The sequence below is a fragment of the Paraburkholderia sp. UCT70 genome, assembly GCF_050434085.1.
Lineage (GTDB): Bacteria > Pseudomonadota > Gammaproteobacteria > Burkholderiales > Burkholderiaceae > Paraburkholderia > Paraburkholderia tuberum.
Map to the genome: position 1 here is coordinate 3,015,448 of NZ_JBNPVZ010000004.1, position 17,351 is coordinate 3,032,798.

Genomic DNA, 17,351 nt, shown 5'->3' on the forward strand with positions numbered 1-17,351 from the left:
CGCTCAGTCCTCCTTGATGCGGAAGACTTCGACGCCGACCGCATCGCAGTCCGGATACACGTCCGGCTTTTCGGTCGACACGCGCGCGCCGCGCACCTGCGGATGTTCGAGCATCGCGCGCACGAGGTCGTCGCACAGCGTTTCCTGCAGATGAATATGGCCTTGCGAGACGCGCCTGGCGATCGTGGAGCGCATGAAGTCGTAGTCGACGACTTCGGTGAGCTTGTCGTGCACCGGCGTGGACATCGTGAGCGGCACGAACAGTTCGACGTTGATCACGACGCGCTGCTCGCCGCGCTTTTCGGCGTCGTGCACGCCGATATTGATGTGCACTTCGTAATTGCGCAGAAAAAGCCGGCGGCAATCGGAGAGCCGGGGGTGCGAAAGAGCGGCAAACATGTTCGTTCCAGTCCAAAAAAGCGTGCGGGGCACGCAAAGGGGCGCTTCGCCACACGCGATGACCGCCTCGAAGGCCGGCCACGCGCGCGTGTCAGGCGCCCGTCAAAAACATCACGTCGCGCGGCAGCGGCACGAGATGCTGCCCGCCGTCGACCACCAGCGTCGTTCCGGTAACGCCGGCTGCATCCGCGAGATACAGCGCGGCGGCGACGATATCCTCGGGCCGCGACGCACGGCCAAGAGGCGTCATACGGTGAGCGGCCTCGAACCCGTGCTGGGTCTGGTCGCCCGATTGCATGGTCAGCCCGGGCGCGAGCCCGACCACCCGGAGCTTCGGCGCGAGCGCCTGAGCGAGCGCGACCGTCGCGGTCTGCAGCGCCGCCTTCGACAGCGTGTACGACAGATAGTCCGGGTTCATGTTGTACAGCTTCTGATCCAGCACATTGATGACGACGCCGCGCTGGCTTTCGTCGCGCAATGCCGCATCGGGCGTCGCGTCGTAAAGCATGCGCGCGAGCACGAGCGGCGCGCCGACGTTCATCGCGGTCAGCTTCAGCAGCAGCTCGTAGCCGACGTCGCGCGCCGTGTCTTCCTCGAAGCGCGACGCGTTATTGACGATGCACGACGGCCGCCCGAGCGCAGCGGCGCAGTCCGGCAGCAGCCGGGCGACCTGCGCCTCGTCGCCGAGCTCGGCGTGCAGCGCGACCGCGCGGCGGCCCAGCGCGACGATCTGCGCGACCACTTCGTCGGCGTCCTCACGCGAGGCACCGTAGTGCACGGCCACGTCCCACCCGCGCGCGGCGAAGCCGAGTGCGAGCGCGCGCCCGATGCGGCGCGCGGCGCCCGTAATCAGCACGACGCGGGGCGTTTCGGGCGGCAGTGCAGCCGCGCGGGCAGCGATGTCCGGAGAAACGGTCATTTACAATGCGGGGATGAATCCGAAAGCTCACCAGCCCGATAGTTTACCTGCTCCCGGCCCGAGTGCGCTCGCGCAGTCCGACGCGCTCGTCGCCGAGATCCGCGCGCAGCTCGACGCGGCCGGCGGATGGCTGCCGTTCGACCGCTACATGGACCGCGCGTTGTACGCGCCGGGGCTCGGCTACTACAGCGGCGGTGCGCGTAAATTCGGCCTGCGCGCCGACGACGGCAGCGACTTCGTCACCGCGCCGGAATTGTCGCCGCTGTTCGCCGCGACGCTCGCGCGCCCGCTCGCCGAAGCGTTGGAGGCGAGTGGCACGCGCGATGTGATGGAGTTCGGCGCCGGCACCGGCAAGCTCGCCGCGGGCTTGCTCAATGCGCTCGACACGCTCGGCGCCGAGTTCGACAGCTATTCGATCATCGATCTATCGGGTGAGCTGCGCGAGCGGCAGCGCGAAACGATCGCGGCGGCCGCGCCCGCGCTGCTCGCGAAAGTGCGCTGGCTCGACGCGTTGCCGCAGCGCTTCGAAGGCGTGGTGATCGGCAACGAGGTGCTCGATGCGATGCCGGTGCGGCTCTTCGCGCAAAACGGCGGTGTCTGGCGCGAGCGCGGCGTGGTGTGGCGCGACGGCGCCTTCGCGTTCGACGACCGCCCCGTCGCGGCCGCCGCGGACCTCGCGCTGCTGACCGAAATCGATGCGACCCGCGAACCGGCCGGCGACGACTACGTGACAGAAACGCACGAAGCCGCGCGCGCCTTCACGCGCACCATCTGCACGATGCTAGCGCGCGGCGCGATCTTGCTGATCGACTACGGTTTTCCGCGCCACGAGTACTACCACGACCAGCGCGCGCAGGGCACGCTGATGTGCCACTACCGGCACCGCGCGCACGGTGACCCGTTCCTGTACCCCGGTCTGCAGGACATCACCGCGCACGTCGAATTCACCGGCATCGCCGAGGCGGGCGTCGAGACCGGCGCGGACCTGCTCGGCTTCACATCGCAAGCGCGCTTCCTGCTGAACGCGGGCGTCACCGAGGCGCTCGGCGAAATCGATCCCGCCGACGCCGCGCGCTTTCTTCCCGCCGCCAATGCGGTACAGAAGCTGCTGTCCGAGGCGGAGATGGGCGAGCTCTTCAAGGTGATCGCGTTTTCGCGTGGACTCGACGATACGCTGCGCGCCTTTTCGAGCGGCGATCGTTCGCATACGCTGTGATTGTGAATCCGCTCTGGCTCGAGGACTCGCGATGATCCGCTGGCTTTTGACTACCTTCGTTGCCGTCGCGGTGCTGTCGTCGTGCTGGCCGTGGCTGAGGAAGCTCGGCATCGGCCGGATGCCCGGCGACGTGACCTTGCGGCTGTTCGGCCGCGAGTATCCGTTTCCGTTCATGTCGACGCTGGTGCTGTCGATGCTGTTGTCGCTGTTGGCGCGGGTGTTGTAGGCGCCGTCGCGCGCTACATTACGCCCGCGCGACTTCAAGCCAGCGCAGCCTCTACCGCACGCACGCGCTCCTCATGCACGGCGTCCTTGATGCCTGCCGGCGCATCGGCGAGCCGCTGCGCCACTGCCCCTGCATCCACGCCTCGCGCGGCCACCAGTGCAAGCCTCAGCCGCTCGGCCTGCGGGTACTCGCTCATCTCGAGGCCGAGCCGCCCGCGTGCATCCGACTCGCAGGCCTGCAGCGCCTCGGCGAAGCGCGCCGGCTTCCTGATCGCGTCGCTGCGCTCGAGCAGGCGCACCAGAGCCGCCGCCCCCATCTCCATCACGCGATGAATATTGCCGTGCTCGCGCGCGACCAGCACCGCCAGATCGCGGCACTCGTTCGGCACGCGCAGCCGCTCGCACAGCGGCTTCAGCAGATCGACGCTGCGGCCCTCGTGGCCGATGTGCCGCGGCAGCAGGTCCTCCGGCGTGGTCGCCTTGCCGAGGTCGTGCGTCAGCGCCGCGAAGCGCACCGGCAGCGCGTAGCCCTGCTGCGCGGCATGGTCTAGCACCATCATCACGTGGACACCGGTATCGACCTCGGGGTGATAGTCGGCGCGCTGCGGCACGCCGAACAGTGCGTCGATCTCCGGCAGAATCCGCGCGAGCGCGCCGCAGTCGCGCAGCACGCCGAACATCCGCGACGGCTTCTTCTCCATCAACCCGCGCGACACCTCCTGCCACACGCGCTCGGCCACCAGCGCATCGGCTTCGCCGTCGGCGACCATCTCGCGCATCAGCGCCAGCGTTTCCGGCGCGACCGTGAAATCGACGAAACGCGCCGCGAAACGCGCGATGCGCAGAATCCGCACCGGATCTTCGAGGAACGCGGCACTGACATGGCGAAAAAGCCGCGCCTGCAAGTCAGCCTGGCCGTTGAACGGATCGATGACCGGGCCGGTCAGCTCGCCGTCCGGGCGCGCCTCGCGCGCCATCGCGTTGATCGTCAGATCGCGGCGCGCGAGGTCTTCTTCGAGCGTCACGTCGGGCGCATAGAAAAACTGGAAGCCGTGATAGCCGGCCGCCGTCTTGCGCTCGGTGCGCGCGAGCGCGTACTCCTCGTGCGTCTGCGGATGCAGGAATACCGGAAAGTCCTTGCCCACCGGCCGATAGCCCTGCGCGACCATCTGCTCGGGTGTCGCTCCCACCACCACGTAGTCGCGGTCCTGCACCGGCACGCCGAGCAGCTCGTCGCGGACCGCGCCACCTACCGCGTAGATATTCATGGGCATTCGTCTTGATAGGCGATCGCGTGAGTTTCGCGGCGCGAGGCGTCGATCCATGCATTGACCGCGGGCAGCTCGGTGAGCCGCTCGACATAGGCGGCTGCGGTCTCCGACAACGCCGGCTTCCACGTGTTGAAGCGCATCGCGACCGGCGCGAACATCGCGTCGGCAATGCCGAATTCGCCGAACAGGAACGGACCGCCGTAGGTCTCGAGGCAGTCGCGCCAGATCGTCTCGATCCGCGCGATATCGGCGAGCGCGCCCGGCGTCGCGTTCTTGCCCGGGAACGACGCACGGATGTTCATCCACATCTTCGAGCGCAACTCGCCGAACCCCGAATGCATCTCGGCGCTGACGCTGCGCGCATGCGCGCGCGCCGCCGCGTCTCGCGGCCACAGCGCGTGTTGCGGGAAGCGCTCGGCGAGCGTTTCGGCGATCGCCAGCGAATCCCACACGGCCTGCCCGGCGTCGTCGATCAGGCACGGCACCTTGCCCGGTCCGCGCGGCGCCTGAGCGCGGATCTTCGCATTCGTGTCCGCTTCGTACAGCAGGATCAGTTCCTCGTCGAACGGAATGCCGAAGTGCGTGAGCAGCAGCCACGGACGCATCGACCACGACGAATAGTTCTTGTCACCAATCAGCAGTTTCATACTTGTTATCAGGTAGAGGGAAAGGCTTCAGCGCCCGGCGTTGGCGCGGAACGTGTCGAGTCGCGAACCCGAGGCAGCACCGGTCAGGTACGTCGGCACGATCGCTTCGATGCTGACCGGTTCGAGTCCGAGCTCGGGCGCGAGCGGCCCGCTCAGAATGTTGGCGACCTTCATCGAATCGAGATTGTCGCGCGAAATCACCGGTTTGCCCGGCGCCATTTCGAAGCTCAACGCCTGCAGGCGCGCGAGCGGCTCGGGCAGACGGATGATGCGCGCATGCTTGCCGATCACGTCGCCGCAGTACGAAACCAGGTCTTCGAGCGTGTAGACGGTGGGACCGCCGAGTTCGTAGGTGCGGCCGCTCGCGCCATCGAGATCGAGCACGTTGACGATCGCCTTCGCGACGTCGCCGACATAGACCGGTTGGAACTGCGCGTCCGGCATCGCGAGCGGAATGGCCGGAAACACGCGCTGCAGGAACGCGAACTTGTTCAGAAACGCGTCCTCGGGTCCGAACACGACGGACGGCCGGAAGATCGTCCACGCGACGTTGGCCGCATGCACGGCTTTCTCGCCGTCGGCCTTCGAGCGCGAATACATGCTCGGGCCGTTCGGATTGGCGCCTAGCGCGCTCAGATGAATCAGCCGATGCACGCCCTTGCCTTCGCAGGCGGCGACGATGCGCGTCGGCAGCTCGACGTGCGCATGCGCGAACTCACGCCCATAGGGCTTGCCGCGTTTGCCGTTCAGGATACCGACGAGATTGATTACGCAATCCGCGCCCTCGACGAAGCGCGCGAGTTGCACCGGATCGAACACGTCGGTTTCGAGCACGTCGATCGGCAGCATGGTCAGATGGCGCGCGTTGTAGCGTCGCCGTGTGGCGACGCGCACGTCCTTGCCCGTCTCGACGAGCGCGTTGACGAGGTGGCTGCCGATAAACCCTGAACCGCCGATGACCGCAATGGCTTGATGTCGCATTTTTCGACTCCCTGATGGAAGCCGCGGCAACGGCTGGCGAAGCGCGCCGCAACCTCGAAGCGAGATTGCGGCGCCAAGGCGCTTACGGTGCGATGTAACCCAGGCGCGCCTTCAGCGATTGCGGACGGCCTTCGAACAATGCCGCGTAGTAGACCGTGTTGGACAACACATTTTTCACGTAGTCGCGAGTTTCCTGAAACGGAATCGCCTCGGCGAAGACCGCGCCTTCGACCGGGCGCTGCAGCGACTGCCGCCAGTTGCGCGGACGGCCCGGACCCGCGTTGTAGCCAGCGGTGGCCAGCACGGCGGACCCGTCGAACTGATTGTAGATCATCGCCAGGTAGTTCGTGCCGAGCAGGATGTTGGTGTTGATGTCGTTCATCTGCTCGCGCGACACCGGTCCCAGACCGATCTTCTTCGCGACCAGTTGCGCGGTGGCGGGCATCAGCTGCATCAGTCCGCCCGCGCCGACGTCAGAGCGCGCGTTGATGATGAAGCGCGACTCCTGGCGAATCAGCCCGTACGCCCACTCGACGTCGAGCCCGCTCGACTGCGCGTCCTGCTCGACGATGTTGCGGAACGGCGATAGATAGCGCAGCGAAAAATCGTGCTCGCTCTTCGTGCGGTCCGCGGTGTTGACGGTGCGGTCGTACAGCTCGATGCGGCGCGCGTACTCGGCGGCGGCGAGCAGTTGCCGGTCGGACATGTTGCGCAACGGCCAGTTCCACTCGCGATTGCCTTCGAGCCGCAGGTTCAGCCCATAGAAGCGTTGCGCGAGATCGAAGCCCGGCGTGGTGCCGGCTTGCTGCACTTCGGCGTCGGTCACGGTGGTTTTTGGCGGCACGGTGATCTTCTGGCCGAGCTCTTCGAGCGCGAGTTGGCCGTAGAAGTTGAAGTTCGACGCGATCGACTGGAATTCCTGATCGGCCGTGGCCGTGTCGCCGACCTGCTTCAGCGCGCGCGCGTGCCAGTACACCCACGACGATTGCTTGCGCAGCGACTCGGGCATCTGCTCGATCGACCAGCGCACCATGTTCCAGTCGCCTGCGAGCAGCGCGCTGCGTGTGCGCCATTCATACGCGGGATTCGACAGCGGCGCGTTGGCCGACAGCCGGAACCAGTCGACCGCGCCTGGCATCTGCTTGAGCGCGCCCTGATAGCCGATCGTGCCCCAGCCGATCGCGCGCTCCGGCGAATTCAGCGACGGCGCGACCGACGCGAACGTGGCAGCGGCCATGGCCGGATCGTTGCGCGCCATGCGCGTGATGGCGAGCAGCGCCAGCTGGTGCGATTGCGCATCCGGTCCGACGCCGCGCGCGAGCAATAGCGGCGCCGTGTTGGTCGCCTGGCTGAACAGCACCGGGTCGGGCGGCTGGTCGCCGAGCGCGTCGACGAGCTTGCTGCCGGTGCTCGTGTAGTTCTGCTCGTACGCGAGACGAATTTGCGCCCAGATGTCGTCGGCGCTGAACTGGTGGTTCACGCCGAGCACCGTGATCAGATCGACGCAGCCGTCGCCGTACCACTTCGGCTCGACGAGCAGCGCGCGCGCCGCGTCCGCGACGTTCTCGCCGCGCGACGCGCGCGATTCGAGCGCGTAGCACTTGACCTGAGTGTCGTCGTCGAGCACGAACTTCGCGTACTGCTGGTCGAAGTTGCGCCAGTCGTGACGCGTGCCGAGCACCGTCAGGTAGTCGTTGCGCATGCGATCGGCGATCGCCTGGCCGTCGTACTTCTGCAGGAACGCGAGCACGGGCGCGTCCGGCGCGTCGATGCGCGCATGGCCGGTCGAATCGAACAGCTGCGGCTTGATCTGGAAGTACTCCAGATACGAGGGCGCCGGATAATTCGGGATCATGCTCGCGAGCTGGGCTGCGCGCGCCGCGTCGTTAGTACGCGAGGCTTCGCGAAGCTGGACGAAAATCTGGTCGTCGTTCGTGAGTTGCGAGATCGGAAGGGGCTTGACGGCCGAGGCAGTGCTGCAGGCCACGAGTGCCGCTGCGGCAAGCGCGATACCGGCCGCGCGATATACTCGAAAAAAGCGTTTTGACATCGTTGTTTCTGGAGCGCGAATTGGACCCAAGCATAGCATGCAACCCTGTCCCGGCAACGAAAAAGGCGCTGCGCCGGATGTTGCTGGAAAGCCGTCTGCAAGCGGCTTCCCAGCCGGCGAAGAATGCCGCGCTCGGGCGTCGGATGCTCGACGCGCTGAAGCACTACGCGGTACGCAGCGCGGGATTCTACTGGCCGCTTGCCGGCGAGTTCGACGCGCGCGGGGCGATTGCGATCTGGCTTGCCGCGGACTCGCACCACGAAGCCAGTCTGCCAATCATTAAAGAACGTGGCATGGCGCTCGAATTCCATGCCTGGACGCCCGCGACGCCGATGAAAATCGGCCATCACAAGATTGCCGAGCCCACCTCGGGGCGCGTGGTGCTGCCCGAGCTGCTGTTCGTGCCCTGCGTGGGTTTCGACTCGGACGGCTACCGCCTCGGCTACGGCGGCGGCTATTACGACCGCACGCTGGCCGGCTGGCCGGCGGCGCACAAGCCGATCACGGTCGGCATCGCATACGAAGCGTGCCGCACCGACACGCTGGAACGCGAGGCGCATGACATTCCACTCGATCTGATCGTCACAGAGGCGGGGTTTCATCCGGCGCTGCCGGGCTGAACGCGCGATGCGCGGCGTGTGACGCGCCGGCGCTTGCGCGGTGCTTCGTCGTTACAGCGAAGCCGCCGCGCGCGCCGCCGTGTCGTACAGGCCCGACGCATTGCGTATCAACTGCGCGGCCTCGCCGATCTGCTGGTTGGTCAGGCCGCTTTCCTTGAGCGTCGAGATCAGGCAGTCTTCGCGCACCTCGCGATACTTCAGGCATAGTTCGCGGCCCGCGTCGGTTGCGGAAAAGAACACTTCCTTGCCGGTCTTTTCGCTTTTTACGTACCCTCTAGCTACGAGCTTTTTCAACGCGTACGTCGCGACGTGCGTGTCCTCGATATTCAGCACGAAGCAGATGTCCGCGAGCTTCTTGCGGCGTTCGCGATGGCTCACGTGGTGCAGCAGCGACACCTCGATCGCGGTCATGTCCTTGTCGCCGGCCGCCGACATGCAGCGCACCATCCAGCGGTTGAACGCATTGCCCGCCATGATCAGCGCGTATTCGAGTTCCGAGAGTTCCGCGCTGCTCTCGGAGACGAGGTGTTCCGACGAAACGATCTTGGTGGGATGACGCGTCATACGAGGTTCCCGTGACGAAAATGGGCTGGAAAAGTGTCGCAAGTGTACGACGATGCTCGCCGCCGACGAGCGTGGCAAAAACGCTTATTGCTAAATCGTCGATATTTTATTGATAATGTACGCTCCAAAGGTCGCCGACTCCGTGCCGGGCATGCGCCAACGCACCGCGCTGTCCGCCTCACCCTCCGACTCGATCCGGGCCGTCCAGTCATGAGCCAACCACGAATTTTTCCCCTCGGCGATGCCGCGCTCGTCTGCGAAGCGCCGCCGCCCGCCACGCTGGAGTGCCAGCAGCGCGTGTGGGCTGCGGCCGAAGCCGCGCGCGACTGGCCGCAGGTGCTCGAAGTCGTGCCCGGCATGAACAATCTGACGCTCGTATTCGACCCGCTCTCGACCGACGCCGACGCGCTCGGCGAGCAGTTGCTGACGGCCTGGAACGCAGCGGCCAAAGCCGTCGCGCCCGGCCGCGACGTCGAGATTGCAGTGCAGTACGGCGGCGCATTCGGCCCCGATCTGCAGGCGGTCGCCGAACATACTGGCTTGAGCGCGCGCGAGGTCGTCGAACATCATGCGGGCGGCGCCTACGTGGTGTTCTTTCTCGGCTTCCAGCCCGGCTTCGCCTATATGGGTGGGCTCGACACCGCGCTGTACACGCCGCGCCGCGCGTCGCCGCGGCTCGAGGTGCCAGCGGGCTCGGTCGGCATCGGCGGCGAGCAGACTGGCATCTATCCGGCGGTGTCGCCGGGCGGCTGGCAGCTGATCGGCCGCACCGAGGTGCCGCTGTTCGATCCGGCGCGCCGTCCGCCCACGCTGCTGCAGCCCGGCGACCGGGTGCGCTTCACGATCGCGGGGATGCACGCATGATCGACGTGATCCGCGCGGGTCTCCAGACCACGATCCAGGACCTCGGCCGCCACGGCTATCGGCATCTCGGCGTCGCGATGGGGGGGGCGCTCGACCGGCTGTCGCTCGAAGTCGGCAACCGGCTGGTCGGCAACCGCCCCGACGCGGCCGGCCTCGAAATCACCTTCGGCCCGACCGCGCTGCGCTTTTTGCGCGCGACGCGCGTCGCGATCACCGGCACCGAGTTCGGCGCGACGCTCGACGGCAAACCCGTCTATTCGTTTTGGAGTCTGCCCGTGCAGGCCGGCCAGGAGCTCGTGCTGCACGCTGCGAAGCGCGGCATGCGCGGCTATGTCTGCGTGGCGGGCGGCATCGACGTGCTGCCGATGCTCGGCTCGCGCAGCACCGACCTTGCCGGCCATTTCGGCGGACTCGGCGGCCGCGCGCTCAACGACGGCGACCGTCTGCCGGTCGGCGCGCCGCAGCAGCGCGGCCACCTCGGCTTCACGCCCGAGGCGCCCGAGTTCGGCGTGAAGGCGCCCGCCTGGTGCAAGTTCGTGCTGGTCAACGAGCCGCTGCGGCGCGGTCGTCATCCGTCGGGCATGCCGTGGGCCATACCGATCCGCGTGCTGCGCGGCCCCGAATACGACAGCTTCACCGCGGATGCACAGCAGTCGTTCTGGTCCGACGAGTGGCTCGTGACGCCGAACAGCAACCGCATGGGCTATCGCCTTGCCGGCACCGAGCTGAAGCGCACGCACAAGACTGACCTGCTGTCGCACGCAGTACTGCCCGGCACGATCCAGGTGCCCCCGAACGGTCAGCCGATCGTGCTGATGAGCGACGCGCAGACCACCGGCGGCTATCCGAAGATCGGCGCGGTGATTCAGGCCGATCTGTGGAAGCTCGCGCAGGTGCGCCTGAACGGTGCTGTCCGTTTCATCCCGACGACGCCCTACGAAGCGCGCCAGGCTTTGCTGGAAGAACGCACGTATCTGCGGCAGATCGACGCCGCGATCGCGATGCATGAAGAGCGTTGCGCGCGCCGGGTGGCGCTCGCGGCGCTGTGACACTAAGTAAAGGAATCCCCATGGAAATCGATCTGAACGCCGATCTCGGCGAAGGCTGCGGCTCCGACGAGGCGCTGCTCGACCTCGTGAGCTCGGCCAACATCGCGTGCGGCTGGCATGCGGGCAGCCCCAACGCGATGCGCGACTGCGTGCGCTGGGCCGTGCAGAAAGGCGTGTCGATCGGCGCGCATCCGAGCTTCAACGATCCCGAGAATTTCGGCCGCAAGGAAATGGATCTGCCGGCGGGCGAGATCTACGCGGGCGTGCTGTATCAGCTCGGCGCGCTGTCGGCGATCGCGCAGGCCGAGGGCGGGCGCATCGCGCACGTGAAGCCGCACGGCGCACTGTACAACCAGGCCGCACGCGACGCGAAGATCGCTGACGCGATCGTCTCCGCGGTGCACGATTTCGATCTGTCTGTCGCCGTGTTCGCGCTCGCCAACAGCGGGCTCGTGAGCGCCGCGCGCAACGCGGGCCTGACCGCGATCGAGGAAGTGTTCGCCGACCGCGGCTATCGCGCGGACGGCTCGCTCGTGCCGCGCAAGGAGCCGGGCGCGCTGCTCGACGACGAGGACGAAGTGCTCGCGCGCACGCTCGCGATGATCCGCGAGCATCGCGTGAAAGCCGTCGATGGGCAGTGGGTGCCGTTGAACGCGCAGACCATCTGCCTGCACGGCGACGGCCCGCATGCGCTGGCGTTCGCGCGACGCATTCGCGGCGCGCTCGCCGACGCAGGCATCGAAGTGCATGCGGCGGCCGCCGCGCGCGTCTGAGCGTTCGCATCACCGTCGTCCACACTGCGCGCCGATCCGATCCGGCGGTTCCTTTCATATCGACGAGGTGCTGGCCATCTGACGCAGTACCTCGTCGCCCGAAAGCTGCTGCTGTCCAATCAACGGTGGCGCGGCCGACGCACATGACTAACGATCGCTAACAGAGCGACGGCCAATATCAACGAGACCAGAAAACTGACAACGAGCAACGTTGCGACGATGATGTCCGTGTTGTTTTCTCCGCCAACCGAATCCAGTACCTTGAAAAGCGGAGCAAAAAACTCTGAGCCCGCGCCGCTCGCAAACCATTCATCAATACCCGGCATGCGGGGCAATTCCCACTGCGATGGGAAGCGTCAGCGCCAGTGCGAGCGCAATACAAATCAGCGCCATTTTCGCTACGGCTGCAGTCTCGAACCGACTCAACCCGCCTCAACCACGAAGCCGTGCTGCCGCAACAGCTGCAGCACGCCCTTCGGCCCACCCAGGTGCAGCGCGCCGATCGCGACGAACAGCGGCTTGTTCGGCGCGGCGAGTTGCAGCATCCTCGCGACGAAGCGGCGATTGCGCTCGTAGACGATCCGGTTGTCGATCGAATTGGAGACGCGCGGGTCGCGCGCGAGCTTCTCCGATTTGGCAGCCTGCCACGCGGCGATCGCATCGGCATCGCCGACCCGCCACAGCCGGTGCAGCGTGTGCACGTCCTCGACGTTCTGCGCGGGCGTCTGCACCAGATCCTGCGCGAGCATCTCCCGCTGCTGCGCGGCCGACAGTCCGGTGAACGCGCGCATCTGTTGCGCGAGCGTTTCGAGTCCGACGATCTTGCCGCGCGTCTTCAGATAGACGTTCTGCAATTGCGCTTCGGTGCCGTACTCGGTTTGCAGCCCCGCGGACAGCGAGTCGTAGGTCTCGACCACCAGCGACGCGAGCCACGGCCGCATCTTCTTGATCGCATCGAGCGCGGCCGGGTTGCCGCGCAGCCGCAACGCGAGCTTGTGCCACAGCGGCTCGGGCAGCAGACCCGGCAGGCAGTCGTGCTTGCATACGCCGTACTTCGACACGTCGTCCTGCGACACCAGCAACTCGTCGGGCGACAATTCGAGCGCGAGCGTCTGCGATGCGGCGAGCGCCGCGAGGATCGGCGCGCGGAACGGCCGCCCCGCCGGATAGTCGACGGGATCGCCGACGTGCAGCGTGCCGAGCACGTAGATCGTCGTACTGCCACGCGTCGCGACATAGAACGGCATGTGCGCCGGTTGCTGGCGCACCGGGCCGCTCGCGGTGGTGCCGGGGACCGGGGGCGGCGCAATTGACGGCGGTGGCGGGCTTGGCACCGTGACGGCAGGACGGGCCGCCTGGGCTGGCGCCTTGGCCGCCGCGCCGGCCGCGTGAGCGATGCAGGGTACGGCCGCGCCGACCGACAGCGCGCAGCCTACGCGAAATAAAGCGGACAGCGACGCGGGAAGAAATACGGAGAAAAAGGCGCGCGCGAGCGCATGAACGAACGCGCAGAGAAACGTGCGAAAAAACTTGCCGGCGAACCTTCCAGCAAATGCGCCGCAGGGCGCGGCGCCTCCCAGCGCACGCGCCCCGCGGCGCCGCGCAAAGGCGGCTATCCAGCCGCCCTCACACAAGCGGCGCGCAAGACGACGCGCCGCCACCACATCAGGCATCCACGTCCCCCACCTCTTCAGCGCGGTGACAGGAGACCAGGCGGCCATCCACTTCTCGCAGCTTCGGCTCCTCGCTGCGGCAGCGGTCGATCACGTACGGGCAGCGCTGATGGAACGTGCAGCCCGACGGCGGATTCAGCGGCGACGGCATTTCGCCTTGCAGCTTGATCTTGATCGTGCGGTCGGCCTCGAAGATCGACGGGGTCGCCGACATCAGCGCGCGCGTGTACGGATGACGCGGCTTCGAGAAGATGCGCTGCTTGTCGCCGAGTTCAGCGACGCCGCCGAAGTACATGACCATCACGTCGTCGGCGATATGCTCGACCACCGACAGGTTGTGCGAGATGAACACGTAGCTCGTCTTGAACTCGTCCTGCAGGTCCATGAACAGGTTCAGGATCTGCGCCTGGATCGAGACGTCGAGCGCCGAGACCGGTTCGTCGGCGACCACGATCTGCGGATCGAGGATCATCGCGCGCGCGATCGCCACACGTTGACGCTGGCCGCCGGAGAACATGTGCGGATAGCGCTTCGCGTGCTCGGGCCGCAGGCCGACCGTGCGCATCATCTGCGCGATGCGCTCGGCGCGCTCGGTCGCGCTCATCTGCGTGTTGATCGCGAGTGGTTCGCCGAGCGTCTGCTCGACGGTCTTGCGCGGATTGAGCGACGCAAACGGGTTCTGGAACACCATCTGCACGCGGCGCCTGAGCGCCGCGATCTTCTCGTGATTCGCGCCGGCCACGTCCTCGCCGTCGATCAGCAGGCGGCCCGCGCTCGGCGTTTCGATCATCGTCAGCTGACGCGCGAGCGTCGACTTGCCGCAGCCGGACTCGCCGACTACCGCCAGCGTCTTGCCGCGGTCGAGCGCGAACGACACCCCGTTCAGCGCCTTCACCGTGCCGTGCGCGAACATGCCGCGCTTGACCGTGTAGTAGCGCGCGAGCTGGTCGGCGACGAGCACGTGATCCCCAGTACGATCCGACTGGCGACGGGTTTCGGGTACTGCGCTCATCGGGCGCCTCCTTGCGTGTGAACGTTGGCGTCCTTCTCGAGGTTCAGCGGCTTGATGCAACGCACGCGCGTGAGCTCGGTGTGCGCGGGCAGCGGCGCGAGCGCGGGGCGGGCCTTCATGCAGTCGTCGACCACGTACTTGCAGCGCGGCGCGAACAGGCACCCCTTGGGCCGGTCGTCGCGGCCCGGCACCATGCCCGGCAGCGCCGCGAGCCGCACCGCGCCCACGTTGTGCTCGGGAATCGCGGCCAACAGCGCCTCCGTGTACGGATGATGAGGCGCGGCGAAGATCTCCGGCACCTTGTTCGTCTCGATCACCTCGCCCGCATACATCACGGCGACGCGCTGCGCGACCTCGGACACCACGGCCAGATCGTGCGAAATCAGCACGAGCGCCATGCCGCGTTCCTTCTGCAGGCGCATCAGCAATTCCATGATCTGCGCCTGGATCGTCACGTCGAGCGCGGTGGTCGGCTCATCGGCGATCAGCAGCTTCGGGTTGCAGGCAATCGCCATCGCGATCATCACGCGCTGGTTCATGCCGCCCGACATCTGATGCGGAAACGAGCCGATACGATTTTTTGCATCGGGAATGCCGACCTGATCGAGCAGTTCGAGCGCGCGTTTGTCTAGCGCGCTGCCGCGCAGGCCCTCGTGCAGCTTCAGCACTTCCTTGATCTGATAGCCGACCGTGTAGCTCGGGTTCAGGCTCGTCAGCGCGTCCTGGAACACCATCGCGATGTCCTTGCCGATGATCTTGCGGCGTTGCTTCGCGGAGGCCTTCAGCAGGTTCTTGCCGTCGAACGTGATTTCGTCGGCGGAGACCTTGCCGGGCGCGTCGATCAGGCCCATCAGCGCCATCATCGTCACGCTCTTGCCCGAGCCCGATTCGCCCACCACGCCGACCACTTCGCCCGGCGCGACGTCGAGATTGATGCGGTCGACCGCGGGCAGGCCGCCGAAGTTGACCGCGAGATTGCGGATGGTCAGTAGATTGCTCATGATCAGGCCATCCGTTTCAGTTTGGGGTCGAGCGCGTCGCGCAGCCCGTCGCCGAGCAGGTTGATCGCGAGCACCGAGATCAGGATGGACAGACCGGGCATCGTGACGATCCACCATGCGCTGTCGATGTAATCGCGCGCCGACGCGAGCATCGCGCCCCACTCCGCCGACGGCGGCTGCACGCCGAGGCCGAGGAAGCCGAGCGCGGCGGCATCGAGAATCGCCGACGAAAAGCCAAGAGTTGCCTGCACGATCAGCGGCGCGGTGCAGTTCGGCAGCACCTGCGAGAACATCAGCCGCAACGTGCTCGCACCCGCGACGCGCGAAGCGGTCACATACTCCTTCTGCAACTCACCCTGGGCGGACGCGCGCGTCAGACGCACATAGCCCGGAAGCGCGACGATCGCGATCGCGAGCATCGTGTTGACGAGACCCGGACCGATGATCGCGACCACCGCGACCGCGAGCAGCAGCGACGGCAGCGCGAGCAGCACGTCCATGATGCGCATGATCGGCGTGTCGGCCCATTTCTCGAAGAACGCGGCGACGAGGCCGAGCACGACGCCCGGAATCAGCGCGAGGACCACCGAGACGAAGCCGATCCAGAACGACAGCCGCGCGCCGTACATCAGACGCGAAAGGATGTCGCGGCCCGCTTCGTCGGTGCCGAGAATGAACTTCCAGTTGCCGCCGTCGAGCCACGCCGGCGGGATCTTCACGGAGTCGCGGTATTGCTCGATCGGGCTGTGCGGCGCGATCAGCGGCGCGAAGATCGCGATGAAGACCAGCACCAGCACGATGATGCCCGCGCCGACCGCACCGCGGTTGCGCGAGAAGTTGGCCCAGAATTCGCGTGCCGCGATGGCGCGGCCGCTCGGCGGGGTAACCGCTTGGGGGACGGTGTTTTGGATATCAGCCATTGTGATTTACCTCGTATGGCGGATGCGCGGGTTGAGCACGCCGTACAGCAGATCGACGACGAGGTTCACGACGATCACCAGCGTGGCGATCAACAGGATACCGCCCTGCACGACCGGATAATCGCGCCGGCCGATCGCGTCGATCAGCCACTTGCCGATGCCCGGCCATGAAAACAGCGTTTCGGTCAGCACCGCGCCCGCAAGCAGTGTGCCGACCTGCAGGCCGATCACGGTGACGACCGGAATCAGCGCATTGCGCAGCGCATGCACGACGATCACGCGTCCCGGCGACAGCCCCTTCGCGCGCGCGGTGCGGATGTAGTCCTCGCGCAGCACTTCGAGCATCGACGAGCGCGTCATGCGCGCGACGACCGCGAGCGGAATCGTGCCGAGCACGATCGCGGGCAGGATCAGGTGACTGAGCGCGGATTTGAACGCGCCTTCGTCGGTGGACATCAGCGAGTCGATCAGCATGAAGCCGGTCACGTGCGGAATGTCGTATTCGACCGCGATGCGGCCCGACACCGGCGTCAAGCCGAGCTTGACCGAGAACACCATGATGAGGATCAAGCCCCACCAGAAGATCGGCATCGAGTAGCCGGTCAGGGCGGTGCCCATCACCCCGTGATCGATCACCGTGCCGCGCCTCAGCGCCGCGAACACGCCCGCCGGCAGGCCGATGATCAGCGCGAACAGCATCGCGCAGAGCGACAGTTCGACGGTGGCGGGAAAGCGCGCGAGGAATTCGCCCATCACGCTGGTGTTGGTGATGATCGACGTGCCGAGGTTGCCGTGCACGGCACGGACGATGTAGTGGAAGTACTGCATTGGCAAGGGCTCGTCGAGCCCGAGGCGGTGCATCGCGGCCGCATGCATGGCCGGATCGACGCCGCGCTCGCCCATCATCACTTCGATGGGGTCGCCCGGGATCAGGTGGATCAGCGCGAACGCGAGGATCGTGATGCCGATGAACGTCGGTATCACCATGCCGATGCGGCGCAAAACGAAGCGGAACATGGTTCGCTCCCATGGTACTGGTGATGAAAAAACGCAACCGGCGACGAGGGCTCGTGACCCCGGTCGCCGGACCATTTCGACCAGTTTTCTAACCGTGCGAAAAGTGTACTGTGTTGCGGCGTACTGTATTGCGGCCTACTGTGCGAACTT

Annotated in this window: 19 protein-coding genes; 6 read left to right on the top strand and 13 right to left on the bottom strand. The window is 66.5% G+C overall.

Features of this window, described 5'->3' with window-relative positions; all coding sequences use genetic code 11:
• Positions 1-3 precede the first annotated feature (3 nt).
• Positions 4-399 carry a dihydroneopterin aldolase gene (locus tag OKW41_RS39705; RefSeq protein ID WP_429575853.1) on the bottom strand — a complete coding sequence of 132 codons (396 nt, stop codon included), beginning with the start codon at positions 397-399 and terminating at the stop codon, positions 4-6.
• Between the two features lie 91 nt (positions 400-490).
• Positions 491-1,318 (bottom strand): SDR family oxidoreductase, encoded by an 828-nt coding sequence (locus OKW41_RS39710; RefSeq protein WP_429575854.1) that lies wholly within the window; start codon positions 1,316-1,318, stop codon positions 491-493.
• A 13-nt stretch (positions 1,319-1,331) separates the two neighbouring features.
• Between OKW41_RS39710 and OKW41_RS39715 the strand changes: the two genes are divergently transcribed.
• Both OKW41_RS39715 and OKW41_RS39720 read left to right on the top strand, forming a co-directional pair.
• Positions 1,332-2,534 (top strand): class I SAM-dependent methyltransferase, encoded by a 1,203-nt coding sequence (locus OKW41_RS39715; RefSeq protein ID WP_429575855.1) that lies wholly within the window; start codon positions 1,332-1,334, stop codon positions 2,532-2,534.
• 31 nt (positions 2,535-2,565) lie between these two features.
• Positions 2,566-2,760: a DUF2905 domain-containing protein gene (locus tag OKW41_RS39720; protein ID WP_018418711.1), complete on the top strand. Its 195-nt coding sequence runs from the start codon at positions 2,566-2,568 to the stop codon at positions 2,758-2,760.
• A gap of 34 nt (positions 2,761-2,794) precedes the next feature.
• Here the strand turns inward: OKW41_RS39720 and OKW41_RS39725 are convergent, their stop codons facing one another.
• The 4 genes from OKW41_RS39725 to OKW41_RS39740 all read right to left on the bottom strand — a co-directional run bounded on the left by OKW41_RS39725 (position 2,795) and on the right by OKW41_RS39740 (position 7,708).
• Complete coding sequence (locus OKW41_RS39725) at positions 2,795-4,027, bottom strand: multifunctional CCA addition/repair protein (RefSeq protein WP_429575856.1); 1,233 nt, start codon at positions 4,025-4,027, stop codon at positions 2,795-2,797.
• Positions 4,024-4,677: a glutathione S-transferase family protein gene (locus OKW41_RS39730; RefSeq protein WP_184034757.1), complete on the bottom strand. Its 654-nt coding sequence runs from the start codon at positions 4,675-4,677 to the stop codon at positions 4,024-4,026. The genes OKW41_RS39725 and OKW41_RS39730 overlap by 4 nt, the downstream gene beginning before the upstream one ends.
• 27 nt (positions 4,678-4,704) lie before the next feature.
• Positions 4,705-5,658, bottom strand: a complete 954-nt coding sequence (locus OKW41_RS39735) for a complex I NDUFA9 subunit family protein (RefSeq protein ID WP_429454038.1) — start codon at positions 5,656-5,658, stop codon at positions 4,705-4,707.
• An 82-nt stretch (positions 5,659-5,740) separates the two neighbouring features.
• The gene (locus tag OKW41_RS39740; RefSeq protein ID WP_429575857.1) at positions 5,741-7,708 is read right to left on the bottom strand and encodes a transglycosylase SLT domain-containing protein; all 1,968 of its coding nucleotides are present in this window, start codon (positions 7,706-7,708) and stop codon (positions 5,741-5,743) included.
• A 77-nt stretch (positions 7,709-7,785) separates the two neighbouring features.
• Here OKW41_RS39740 and OKW41_RS39745 point away from each other — a divergent pair, with 77 nt between their 5' ends.
• Positions 7,786-8,328 carry a 5-formyltetrahydrofolate cyclo-ligase gene (locus OKW41_RS39745; protein WP_429454034.1) on the top strand — a complete coding sequence of 181 codons (543 nt, stop codon included), beginning with the start codon at positions 7,786-7,788 and terminating at the stop codon, positions 8,326-8,328.
• A gap of 51 nt (positions 8,329-8,379) precedes the next feature.
• Here OKW41_RS39745 and OKW41_RS39750 read toward each other — a convergent pair whose 3' ends face one another.
• Positions 8,380-8,892, bottom strand: coding sequence for a winged helix DNA-binding protein (locus tag OKW41_RS39750; protein ID WP_429454032.1), 513 nt, complete (start codon positions 8,890-8,892; stop codon positions 8,380-8,382).
• A gap of 210 nt (positions 8,893-9,102) precedes the next feature.
• On the opposite strand from OKW41_RS39750, the gene pxpB reads away from it, so the two are divergent.
• From pxpB to pxpA, 3 genes are read left to right on the top strand one after another with little or no spacing between them, the layout of a single operon-like run.
• On the top strand, positions 9,103-9,756 hold the full coding sequence (pxpB, locus tag OKW41_RS39755; protein WP_429575858.1) for a 5-oxoprolinase subunit PxpB: 654 nt from the start codon (positions 9,103-9,105) through the stop codon (positions 9,754-9,756).
• Positions 9,753-10,805: a biotin-dependent carboxyltransferase family protein gene (locus tag OKW41_RS39760; RefSeq protein ID WP_429454028.1), complete on the top strand. Its 1,053-nt coding sequence runs from the start codon at positions 9,753-9,755 to the stop codon at positions 10,803-10,805. The genes pxpB and OKW41_RS39760 overlap by 4 nt, the downstream gene beginning before the upstream one ends.
• A gap of 20 nt (positions 10,806-10,825) precedes the next feature.
• Entirely contained in the window at positions 10,826-11,578 is a 753-nt protein-coding gene (gene pxpA, locus OKW41_RS39765) for a 5-oxoprolinase subunit PxpA (protein WP_429575859.1), read from the top strand.
• Between the two features lie 119 nt (positions 11,579-11,697).
• Here pxpA and OKW41_RS39770 read toward each other — a convergent pair whose 3' ends face one another.
• The 6 genes from OKW41_RS39770 to OKW41_RS39795 form a co-directional block, all read right to left on the bottom strand.
• A complete protein-coding gene (locus tag OKW41_RS39770) occupies positions 11,698-11,904 on the bottom strand; it encodes a hypothetical protein (protein WP_429575860.1) in 207 nt (68 codons plus the stop codon).
• Between the two features lie 96 nt (positions 11,905-12,000).
• Complete coding sequence (locus OKW41_RS39775) at positions 12,001-13,251, bottom strand: TraB/GumN family protein (protein ID WP_429576545.1); 1,251 nt, start codon at positions 13,249-13,251, stop codon at positions 12,001-12,003.
• The gene (locus tag OKW41_RS39780) at positions 13,244-14,263 is read right to left on the bottom strand and encodes a peptide ABC transporter ATP-binding protein (RefSeq protein ID WP_090802569.1); all 1,020 of its coding nucleotides are present in this window, start codon (positions 14,261-14,263) and stop codon (positions 13,244-13,246) included. Before OKW41_RS39780 ends, OKW41_RS39775 begins: the two co-directional genes overlap by 8 nt.
• Positions 14,260-15,264: an ABC transporter ATP-binding protein gene (locus OKW41_RS39785; protein ID WP_429454020.1), complete on the bottom strand. Its 1,005-nt coding sequence runs from the start codon at positions 15,262-15,264 to the stop codon at positions 14,260-14,262. Before OKW41_RS39785 ends, OKW41_RS39780 begins: the two co-directional genes overlap by 4 nt.
• Before the next feature lie 2 nt (positions 15,265-15,266).
• Positions 15,267-16,184 (bottom strand): ABC transporter permease subunit, encoded by a 918-nt coding sequence (locus OKW41_RS39790; protein ID WP_018418726.1) that lies wholly within the window; start codon positions 16,182-16,184, stop codon positions 15,267-15,269.
• A 6-nt stretch (positions 16,185-16,190) separates the two neighbouring features.
• Complete coding sequence (locus OKW41_RS39795) at positions 16,191-17,201, bottom strand: ABC transporter permease subunit (protein ID WP_429454018.1); 1,011 nt, start codon at positions 17,199-17,201, stop codon at positions 16,191-16,193.
• Positions 17,202-17,351 lie beyond the last annotated feature (150 nt).

What these genes read in the sequence shown, in the direction of transcription:
- OKW41_RS39780 (WP_090802569.1), bottom strand. Translation starts at nt 14,263, where the DNA reads ATGAGCGCAGTACCCGAAACCCGTCGCCAGTCGGATCGTACTGGGGAT.
- OKW41_RS39745 (WP_429454034.1), top strand. Translation starts at nt 7,786, where the DNA reads ATGTTGCTGGAAAGCCGTCTGCAAGCGGCTTCCCAGCCGGCGAAGAAT.
- OKW41_RS39705 (WP_429575853.1), bottom strand. Translation starts at nt 399, where the DNA reads ATGTTTGCCGCTCTTTCGCACCCCCGGCTCTCCGATTGCCGCCGGCTT.
- pxpB (WP_429575858.1), top strand. Translation starts at nt 9,103, where the DNA reads ATGAGCCAACCACGAATTTTTCCCCTCGGCGATGCCGCGCTCGTCTGC.
- OKW41_RS39795 (WP_429454018.1), bottom strand. Translation starts at nt 17,201, where the DNA reads ATGTTCCGCTTCGTTTTGCGCCGCATCGGCATGGTGATACCGACGTTC.
- OKW41_RS39750 (WP_429454032.1), bottom strand. Translation starts at nt 8,892, where the DNA reads ATGACGCGTCATCCCACCAAGATCGTTTCGTCGGAACACCTCGTCTCC.
- OKW41_RS39760 (WP_429454028.1), top strand. Translation starts at nt 9,753, where the DNA reads ATGATCGACGTGATCCGCGCGGGTCTCCAGACCACGATCCAGGACCTC.
- OKW41_RS39730 (WP_184034757.1), bottom strand. Translation starts at nt 4,677, where the DNA reads ATGAAACTGCTGATTGGTGACAAGAACTATTCGTCGTGGTCGATGCGT.
- OKW41_RS39710 (WP_429575854.1), bottom strand. Translation starts at nt 1,318, where the DNA reads ATGACCGTTTCTCCGGACATCGCTGCCCGCGCGGCTGCACTGCCGCCC.
- OKW41_RS39720 (WP_018418711.1), top strand. Translation starts at nt 2,566, where the DNA reads ATGATCCGCTGGCTTTTGACTACCTTCGTTGCCGTCGCGGTGCTGTCG.
- OKW41_RS39770 (WP_429575860.1), bottom strand. Translation starts at nt 11,904, where the DNA reads ATGCCGGGTATTGATGAATGGTTTGCGAGCGGCGCGGGCTCAGAGTTT.
- OKW41_RS39740 (WP_429575857.1), bottom strand. Translation starts at nt 7,708, where the DNA reads ATGTCAAAACGCTTTTTTCGAGTATATCGCGCGGCCGGTATCGCGCTT.
- OKW41_RS39735 (WP_429454038.1), bottom strand. Translation starts at nt 5,658, where the DNA reads ATGCGACATCAAGCCATTGCGGTCATCGGCGGTTCAGGGTTTATCGGC.
- pxpA (WP_429575859.1), top strand. Translation starts at nt 10,826, where the DNA reads ATGGAAATCGATCTGAACGCCGATCTCGGCGAAGGCTGCGGCTCCGAC.
- OKW41_RS39715 (WP_429575855.1), top strand. Translation starts at nt 1,332, where the DNA reads ATGAATCCGAAAGCTCACCAGCCCGATAGTTTACCTGCTCCCGGCCCG.
- OKW41_RS39725 (WP_429575856.1), bottom strand. Translation starts at nt 4,027, where the DNA reads ATGAATATCTACGCGGTAGGTGGCGCGGTCCGCGACGAGCTGCTCGGC.
- OKW41_RS39775 (WP_429576545.1), bottom strand. Translation starts at nt 13,251, where the DNA reads ATGCCTGATGTGGTGGCGGCGCGTCGTCTTGCGCGCCGCTTGTGTGAG.
- OKW41_RS39790 (WP_018418726.1), bottom strand. Translation starts at nt 16,184, where the DNA reads ATGGCTGATATCCAAAACACCGTCCCCCAAGCGGTTACCCCGCCGAGC.
- OKW41_RS39785 (WP_429454020.1), bottom strand. Translation starts at nt 15,264, where the DNA reads ATGAGCAATCTACTGACCATCCGCAATCTCGCGGTCAACTTCGGCGGC.